This window comes from Synergistaceae bacterium (genome assembly GCA_017444345.1).
Lineage (GTDB): Bacteria > Synergistota > Synergistia > Synergistales > Aminobacteriaceae > JAFUXM01.
In genome coordinates, this window is sequence record JAFSWW010000140.1 from 1 (window position 1) to 8,942 (window position 8,942).

The window sequence follows — 8,942 nt, forward strand, 5'->3', positions numbered from 1 at the left end:
CGACTCTTCAAAGGGTTATCTGTTCGGAAATGAACACGATAATGATAAGAGCGTTTTTTATTACTATGTAAAAGACGGCGATACTCAAGCAGGCCATCCGCTTCATGGCGACTATCCTTATGTTGACAGGACATTCACACTTGCTTCAGGCCCATTTACCGGCCAGCTTGGAACATTCAAGATGATTGATGACTTTGCCGTGTCATGGTCAGGGAAAGGCGATGAGGACTCCGATGCAGGCAAAGGCCATGTACTTGTTTTCAAGTCAGAACATAGGGACAGCGACGGGCGATTCAATGGTGTATCACGCAAGAATAACGAAGTCCTCAATATTGTCAATAACAAACCGGAAAATAAACTCGCTGTTTTCGGAGCTGATTTTCTCGGTGAAGGTGTAGAACTTGAGTCCCCTGTGCATTTAAAGTTTAAAGATTGAAGGCGACAGGACTTACGCGGCAATTATTCAGACTCCCCCGTATCACGTTGATAATATTCCCGTTCCGTGGAATCCCGACCCGACAACACCGACATTGACAAATTTCAATTACACCATGGATTTGAAATCGTCCTATAGTCATCAAAGCACATCAGAAACGGGGCAGAATATTAATTTCGACATGAAAGGCTCAGCAGAAACAATTGAGGGACTCGGCACAGGTGAAGTTAGCAGTACATACGTAAAAGTTGCCTCGTTTGCTCTTGAGAAGGCAGGAGCCAAAGATGCCGGAGCTATTATTGACATGTTAGCGGACAAAGTAGAGACTACAAAATCAGAGTCTAACACGTCATCAATCACGATGTCATTAACTGATGAAGTATCAACGTCAACATCTGACACAGTTTTATATTATTCGTCAAATGTTCATGTGTGGCGTTATCCCATTAAGGAGCCTGCACCTTCATGGCTGCTCGCAAATCTTATCGAGGGCGACCCGACATCAGCAAGCGGCGATAAATTCCTTACATTTTCTATGGTTGATGACCCTGTTTTCCACGTAACAGCAGGACTTGCAGACGATAATTATCAACCTCTTCACGAAGAAGGCAATTTATTCTCATATCCTACTAATGTCGCTATGATACCGGGTTATGAAAATATGCAGCTTGAACTCACAGGCCAAAGCAATATAACTTATAGTCCCGGCTCATATACTCGAACAGTATCAATAACTCAAGAGGCAGCATCATCGACAACGGAGGCTAGAAAAGTTAATTACGGCGTGATCTCAAGTATTGTCGGAGCGGTGCAAGTTCTTCACGGAGACGCAACGGAAAATTCCATGACGGGCGAAAGAGGGAACTCGGCAACTTTCACAAAGAGTTACAGCACTTATGACAATCTGACTGCTTCATTCCCTGATCCTACAGGCGACTATGCAAATTTAACATTCACAACTGCATTTCAGGCATATGCTGATGAGGCTGGAATTTTGACGCTCGGATTTGCTATAGATAGTTTCGGAGCTCAGGCAACACTTTGGCAAAATTCTATTTATAATCAAAAGCCTGACCCTGCGCTTTATCTGCCGTACAGATATTATTTTAACGATAATGAGGTCGTTGCTAGGACAGATGAATTGATTGCGACTAAATTACGCGGCTTAAGATTTTATATTCCTGACTTATATAAATATACAGATTCAACGCTTTATGCCGACGGAAAATATAGTATTGAAGTCCCGATTTATAATGCAAGTTTTGTAGCTCCTAACGGCTCGTTTGAGGTTGCTTTAAGTTACAGGGACAAGGGAAGCACAGAGACAACTTTAATAGAGAAAAAATCTCTGACAATAGGCGGCTGGGAAGCTGGCAGAGAAAGCAACAAGGCTGTAATTTCATTTGACTGGACAGTGCCTAATGATATAACAGAAGGCGCAAAAGAACTTGTCGTAGAGATTGACCCTGATAATAATCTTGACGAAATCCATGAGGGCTGGGATCCTGACATACCCGGCGGAAATAATACCGGTTACTTCCCGTTCTCTATTGTGAAATCTAATAGCTTGCCATTCAATAGGAGTATTGAAGATGTAGAACTTGAGCTAACTATAAACGGCATGAGCATGTCAGATTTTATCACGTATGCTGCCGGGCAGTCTGAACCGTTCGATGCTGATTGCGTCATAAGCAATAAAGGAAGTCATAATATTTTGGCCTCACTTGAATTAAACTTGATCGCCTCAGATGATAAAAAAGTAGAGAGCTTTACTCACAATATCGGCATAATGAAGAACGGCGAAAATCACAGCTACAAATTTTTAGCTCTTCCCGCAAAATGGAGAAATTGCAAGGAACTTCAAGCCATTTTCTACACTGACAGCGGGATAATTTCTCAAAGTGCAGAGCCTTCTGATTCTCCTGCTCCTTCTCCTGATCCTGATATACCTGCTAATATACTAACAGGTTCAAGCGGCGGCTGTGATATGGGCTTATCTGTATTGAGTCTCGTTTTATTGCTGCCGGTATTGTTTATCAAGCGCAAATTATAATCATTAAGCTAAGAATAACGCTATTATATAAATATTAAGCCTGCCGGGTGAAGGCGGGCTTTTTTTGTGCGCTATAATAATTATGAAGAAAATTTTATGACAGGGGGACAAATTTTTTATGCGATTCACTAAGATGCACGGCTGCCAGAATGATTTTGTTATAGTAAATTGCTTTGACGAGTCTATATCTAACCCGAATGAATTAGCGCGCAATCTCTCAGACAGGCGTAAAGGAGTCGGAGCTGACGGACTGATTTTAATTCAACCTTCAGACAAGGCCGACGCTTTTATGAATATTTATAATTCCGACGGCTCGCAGGATACAATGTGCGGGAATGGGATTCGCTGCGTTGCTAAATATATTTACGAACACGGCATAATTTCACCTGACAGGCGGCAAATTTCTATAGAGACTCTTGCAGGCGTGAAAGCTATAAATCTTGAACTTGATAATAATAAAGTCTCTCTTGTTAGTGTTGACTTAGGAATCCCCGGAATAACAAGCAAACTTAACGAGAATATTATTATTAACGGCATGAGCTTAAATTTTTACGGTATAGACACGGGAACGCCTCACGCTGTATATTTTGTTGATGATAACCCCGAAATTTGCGAGATTAATTCGTGGCCTGATTCTGAATTTGCAAAAATAGGCGTTTATTTCGAGAATAATTCAAGATTTCCGGATAAAACAAGCTCGGATTTCGTGAAAATTATTTCTCGCAATGAAATCAATATGAGAGTCTTTGAGCGCGGCTGCGGTGAGACTATGGCATGCGGGACAGGTTCGACTGCTTCAGTTTTCGCGGGAGTTATTGCCGGTAAATTAAATCGTGATGTCTTAGTTCATTTGCGGGGCGGGGATTTACGCATAAAAGTTGACGATAATAATAAATGTTTCTTGATAGGGCCGGCTATTGAAGTATTCTCAGGAGAAATTTTTTATTAGATTTCTTGTTCACTTAGGAGTCAGGGATTTACGCATAAAAGTTGACGATAATAATAAATGTCTCTTGATAGGGCCAGCCGTTGAAGTATTCTCAGGAGAAATTTTTTATTAGATTTCTTGTTCACTTAGGAGTCAGGGATTTACGCATAAAAGTTGACGATAATAATAAATGTCTCTTGATCGGGCCGGCCGTCGAAGTCTTTTCCGGAGAAATTTTTTAGATTCATGATTCACTTAGTTATGAAGTAATTAATCTTTGTGATATATTACTAGTTAATTTTACAGATTATAATTATAATATAAATATAATTTGACTGAAATATTTAGCTAAAACTAGAAAATTAACAGGAGGCAAAATTTATAACATGCCTAATTACAAAGATAAAAGACTCGTAGTTATCGGAGCAGGAGTCAGCGGTCAGGGGCTTGCTGTTCTTGCTTCACAGCTCGGAGCAAAAGTTTTCGTTACTGAGCAGAATAAAATTTCAGACGAGGCAAAATCACTTTTTGACTCACATAATATAGACTATGAAGAAGGGCACTCACTCAAAGCACTTGAGAACGTTGACGAGATTTTAATCAGTTCAGGAATCCCCCCTAAATCTCAAATACTTCACGACGCACAGGAACGCGGCATTAAATTAACCGGCGAACTTGATTTTGTGCTGCCTCACATAAAGACTCAAAAACTTCTGTGTGTTACTGGCAGCAATGGCAAAAGCACTGTTACATCTTTAATCGGTCATATTTTGAACAGGGCCGGACTCAAAACAGGAACGGGCGGCAATCTCGGCACAGCGTCGGCAATTTTTACGCGTGAAAATTTTGACTCGGTCGTATTGGAGTTAAGCAGCTTTCAATTAGCAAGGGCATTAAATAATATGCATTCACAAGTCGCGATTATCACAAATTTAGCTCCGGATCATATTGACTGGCACGGAAATTATAATAATTACGTCGAGGCAAAATCACGAGTCCTGAAATTAAGAGATTCACAGGGCTGGGCAATTATTCAAGACAGAGACGCAGAAATATTGAATCCTTCAGGAAAAATAATAACTCTTAGCTGGCAGGAAAATCCCGAACATAAATTTAACGGTCATATTTTCATGAGCGAGTCTCAAGCATTATTAAATCTTGACGGGGCAATTACTCCATTATTTAAATATAGCGATACGGATTTAATAGGCTCTCACAATTTAGAAAATGTCGCTATGAGTTTATGCGCGGTGAAATTATTAAATATTAAAGATTTAAACGTTAAATTTTTGCTTGAAGGTTTTAAGCCTTTGCCTCACAGGTGCGAGAATGCAGGACAAATTAACGGAGTCCAATATATAGACGACTCAAAAGGGACGAACGTAGCAGCCACTATTACAGCAATGACAAGTATCAAGGGCCGGAAAATTATAATCTTAGGCGGACAAGGTAAGGGAGAAGATTACGCGCCCCTAGCTCAAGCCGTAAAGAATGAATGCGATTCGGCTATATTACTCGGAGAAGAGGCCGACAAAATTCAGGATTCACTGACTCAAGCGAATTATAAAAATTTTTATCGAGTCTCAAACATGGAAGAGGCCGTAAAACTTGCTGCAAAATTAGCAAATCCGGGGATGGTCGTATTGCTTTCTCCTGCGTGTACAAGCTGGGACATGTATAAAAGCTATAAGGCACGGGGCGAACATTTTTGCAATATAGTCAAAGAACTCGCGAATAATTCATAATGGAAGTAATAATTCCCTTTATCTTGAGCGGCTGTGGCTTCATAATGATTTCTTCGTTGTCATTGCGTGCGAGCATGGCGGGGGGGAATCCTTACGCTGCACCGTTGAAACAATTTCAATTTATAGGGCTTGGCCTGACTATAATGGCGTGTTGTATAGGCGGCATTACTCCCGAAAAAATTCGTAAACACTGCGGCAAATTATTTGCTTTGGCTGTGTTCTTAATAATGATTACTCCGATTCCAGGAATTGGCGTTAAAGTCATGGGCGCGCGCCGGTGGCTTAGGATTCTGGGATTCCAGTTCCAGCCTTTGGAGTTCTTATTATTGGCACTACCTATTTTTATGGCTGATAGATTGACGGATTCACAGAATGTAATTAAGCGCGGAGATTTTCATACGTTTGTGAGGCCGACTCTTTTCGTTGTTGCTATAACTGCGCTGCCATTATTATTACAGCCTACACTTGGAGGGGCTATAATTTGCGCGTCAATTTGTTTTGTTATGCACATTGAGCGCCGGGGCTGGAAATATCCGTTAATAGGAGCAGGACTCGGAGTCGGAGCTATTGCCGTGTTAATCTTGATTGCGCCTTACAGAATGAGCAGATTTCTAGCTTTCTGGGATCCATGGTCAGATCCGACGGGTAAGGGATTTCAGATTATACAAGGACTCGTAGCGTTTGCAAACGGTTCAATTACAGGCGTGGGAATCGGGCGCGGACTTCAAGAAGAGCGTTATTTGCCTGAAGCTGATACAGATTATATATTTCCTGCGATCGGTGAAGAGTTCGGGCTAGTCGGGACAATGTTTTTATTGATTTTATACGCGATATGGACTTGGCGGGCTTATTATATTTACAGGGACGCGAAGACTCCTTTTACAAAATCGCTCGCACTGGGACTCACTGCTTCAGTAATAATTCCCATGTTTATGAATGTCGCCGGAGTTACTAAATTATTGCCGTTGTCGGGGATTCCCATGCCGTTTATTAGTTCCGGGGGGAGTTCGATGGTCTTCATGTGGGCAAAAATAGGGCTGTTAATGTCCATAAAACTAGAGAATAAAAGCAAGCGCAAGAAATAATTATATAAACTGGAGAATAATATAATGTCTAGTAAAAAAATTTTAATCGTATCAGGAGGCACAGGCGGGCATATATTCCCGGCTATAATTTTCGGGAAGAGTTTAGAGTCATCAGGTGATTCTGTCAAGTGGCTTTGCGGGTCTCGTCAATTAGAGCAGGAAATTTATAAATCGCAGGGGATTCAGCCTTTAATATTAAATATTGCCGGGTCGCCTCTTGGTACTAGTTCGCTAATAAAAAATTTTGCCCGAGTCATAGATTTAATAAAATCATTCATTCAAGCATGGCGATATATAAAAAATTTTGCCCCTGATCAGATTTATTTATTCGGAGGTTATATATCTTTTGCTCCGTTGATAATCGGCAAGTTAAAGCGAATAAGAATGACTCTTCACGAACAAAACGCGGTCGCCGGAAAAGTTACGAAAATTGCATCTAAACTCGGAGTAAATATAATAACTGCTTGGCCGGTCTGTGAGGGAATAAAAAAATTTACTTGCACGGGGACTCCAGTCCGGGAGCCTGAAAGAATTTCACGTGAGAAAGCATTAACAGCACTTGACTTAAATATTAAGCCTGACTCAAAAATTGTCGGTATTGCGGGGGGATCACTGGGCAGCGGGCCGTTAAGCGAGCTTTTAACGAGTACTGCGAAATTATGCCATGATTTAGAATTCGTATTCTTGTCTTCTAAAGAAAAATTTGACGCAGGAAATAGACATTATATTTTGCCTCACTGGGACATGAAAGATTTTTACTCGATCTGTGATATTATAGTCTGCAGGGCTGGAGGGTCTACACTTTCTGAGATTCTAAAATGGGAGATTCCCGCAGTCGTCATAGCTTGGCCGGGAGCAGCAGACAATCATCAAGCAAAGAACGCCGCCGAATTCGTGAAACTCGCAAAGAATTCATGCATATTTGACGAGAAAGACAGCCCGGAAAATTTAGCGCGAATCCTGCAAAATAATAAAAATTTATGTGAAAGGACTCTTGACAATGACAAATAAAGACGCTACACTCAGCCAACAGCCAACAGCCAACAGCCAACAGCCAACAGCCAACAGCCCGAATTGTAACCAAAACTAGAACTCTTAATATAAATGGTCAAACACTTACGTATGAAGACGAAAACTTAACGTATGATAATATAACATCAATAAATGAGTCAGACGCGCGAGAACTTTTCCATGTTGTTAAGACACTTTTTGATGAAGCCGGGCTAAAATTTGCGCTCTGTTTCGGAACATTACTCGGAGCAATCCGGGAGAACGGGCATATAATCAAAGGCGATGAAGACATGGATATTTTTGTCTGGGATGAAGAAAAATTACGCAATAACCTAATTAACTTTTACGAGAAGGGGCTTAAAGTTTGCAGAATATATACCGGTATGTTTTACTCATTTAGAATAAATCATACTTGTTATATTGACGTTTATATAAAGCGCGAAATTAACGAAATATCTGTATTACCGTGGCGGCTTTATTGTGTGAGTCTTTGCGGATCTGAGATGCCGAGAAAATTTTTTAGAGAGTACAGCGAGATAGAGTTTCTCGGCGAAAAATGTTTATGTCCAAAGAATCCGGAAAAGTTGCTTGAATTCTGGTACGGCCCAAACTGGAGAATACCTATAAGAGGACATAAATTTATTTACAGGGTGAAATCAGCGCATTATTATTATTTATATTTAAAGCCTAAAGTTGATAATATAATAAAAATTTTCAAGCTCATATTTGACAGCAAATACAGACAAAAAATTTTACAGCGCAAGAAAAAAACAGGCAGCTATTTTTGGCATGCTGAAGAAGACGAATAATATTTTATATTAATTCCCTCCGGCCGTGATAAAATTTTCTCTATACACTAACTAATTCACAATAACCGGAGGTGCTTTATATGCTTGAAAAAATTAAATCGCTCGTAGAGTCAAAAAATGTTAAGGATTTGCGGCTCCTGACTGAAGACATGAACGATGCAGACATTGCCGACGCTGTAGAAGAACTTGACCCTGAAGGACGAGTCATATTATTCCGTGCTCTACGTAAAGATATAGCCGCCGAAGTTTTTGCGCACTTGAATTCTGACACAAAAGAAGATCTTGTATCGCAGTTGACAGCCCCCGAACTTGGCCGCATTGTCGATGAATTATTTCTTGATGACGCTGCTGACCTAGTAGAAGAACTCCCCGCTGATGTAGTAAAAAGAGTTTTAGAGAACGCCAGCCCTGAAACTAGACGCGGAATTAATCAATTACTGCAATATCAGGAAGACTCAGCCGGAAGCATAATGACTACTGAATATATTTCGCTAAAACCTGATATGAACGTTGAAGAATCTTTCAAGCATATTAGAGAGGTCGGCACTGATAAAGAGACTCTATACACTTGTTACGTAATTGACCCTAAGGGCTTATTAATCGGCGTTGTAACAGTAAGAACTATGCTGCTTTCACAATATGCGGATAAAATTTGCGACATAATGACAGACACGAATATAATCAGCGTGAACACTAACGACGACCGCGAAAAAGTTACGGAATTATTCCAGAAATATGATTTTATGGCGATTCCAGTTGTCGACTCAGAAAATCATTTAGTCGGAATTGTTACAGTTGACGACGCTATGGAAGTATTAGAAGAAGAAAGCACAGAAGATTTTCACAAAATGGCCGCTATGCTTCCTATGGATGAG

General features: G+C 40.5%; 9 protein-coding genes. All 9 read left to right on the forward strand.

Features of this window, described 5'->3' with window-relative positions:
• The coding region (locus IJS99_11030; GenBank protein MBQ7562340.1) for a hypothetical protein at positions 1-436 on the forward strand (436 nt) is incomplete at its 5' end.
• A gap of 181 nt (positions 437-617) precedes the next feature.
• Positions 618-2,489 carry an SYNERG-CTERM sorting domain-containing protein gene (locus IJS99_11035; protein ID MBQ7562341.1) on the forward strand — a complete coding sequence of 624 codons (1,872 nt, stop codon included), beginning with the start codon at positions 618-620 and terminating at the stop codon, positions 2,487-2,489.
• Between the two features lie 118 nt (positions 2,490-2,607).
• Complete coding sequence (locus tag IJS99_11040; GenBank protein ID MBQ7562342.1) at positions 2,608-3,438, forward strand: diaminopimelate epimerase; 831 nt, start codon at positions 2,608-2,610, stop codon at positions 3,436-3,438.
• A gap of 80 nt (positions 3,439-3,518) precedes the next feature.
• Positions 3,519-3,659 (forward strand): hypothetical protein, encoded by a 141-nt coding sequence (locus IJS99_11045; GenBank protein MBQ7562343.1) that lies wholly within the window; start codon positions 3,519-3,521, stop codon positions 3,657-3,659.
• 144 nt (positions 3,660-3,803) lie between these two features.
• A complete protein-coding gene (gene murD / locus IJS99_11050) occupies positions 3,804-5,162 on the forward strand; it encodes a UDP-N-acetylmuramoyl-L-alanine--D-glutamate ligase (GenBank protein MBQ7562344.1) in 1,359 nt (452 codons plus the stop codon).
• On the forward strand, positions 5,162-6,247 hold the full coding sequence (locus IJS99_11055) for a cell division protein FtsW (protein ID MBQ7562345.1): 1,086 nt from the start codon (positions 5,162-5,164) through the stop codon (positions 6,245-6,247). The genes murD and IJS99_11055 overlap by 1 nt, the downstream gene beginning before the upstream one ends.
• 24 nt (positions 6,248-6,271) lie before the next feature.
• Positions 6,272-7,258 (forward strand): UDP-N-acetylglucosamine--N-acetylmuramyl-(pentapeptide) pyrophosphoryl-undecaprenol N-acetylglucosamine transferase, encoded by a 987-nt coding sequence (locus tag IJS99_11060; protein ID MBQ7562346.1) that lies wholly within the window; start codon positions 6,272-6,274, stop codon positions 7,256-7,258.
• Positions 7,259-7,548: 290 nt separating this feature from the next.
• Complete coding sequence (locus IJS99_11065) at positions 7,549-8,067, forward strand: hypothetical protein (protein MBQ7562347.1); 519 nt, start codon at positions 7,549-7,551, stop codon at positions 8,065-8,067.
• A gap of 80 nt (positions 8,068-8,147) precedes the next feature.
• Positions 8,148-8,942, forward strand: a 795-nt coding sequence (gene mgtE / locus IJS99_11070; protein ID MBQ7562348.1) for a magnesium transporter, incomplete at its 3' end; no start/stop codon positions are given.

Bases quoted from the DNA above. Each gene is read 5' to 3' on its own strand.
- IJS99_11035 (MBQ7562341.1), top strand. From the start codon at position 618: ATGAAAGGCTCAGCAGAAACAATTGAGGGACTCGGCACAGGTGAAGTT.
- IJS99_11040 (MBQ7562342.1), top strand. From the start codon at position 2,608: ATGCGATTCACTAAGATGCACGGCTGCCAGAATGATTTTGTTATAGTA.
- murD (MBQ7562344.1), top strand. From the start codon at position 3,804: ATGCCTAATTACAAAGATAAAAGACTCGTAGTTATCGGAGCAGGAGTC.
- IJS99_11055 (MBQ7562345.1), top strand. From the start codon at position 5,162: ATGGAAGTAATAATTCCCTTTATCTTGAGCGGCTGTGGCTTCATAATG.
- IJS99_11060 (MBQ7562346.1), top strand. From the start codon at position 6,272: ATGTCTAGTAAAAAAATTTTAATCGTATCAGGAGGCACAGGCGGGCAT.
- IJS99_11065 (MBQ7562347.1), top strand. From the start codon at position 7,549: ATGGATATTTTTGTCTGGGATGAAGAAAAATTACGCAATAACCTAATT.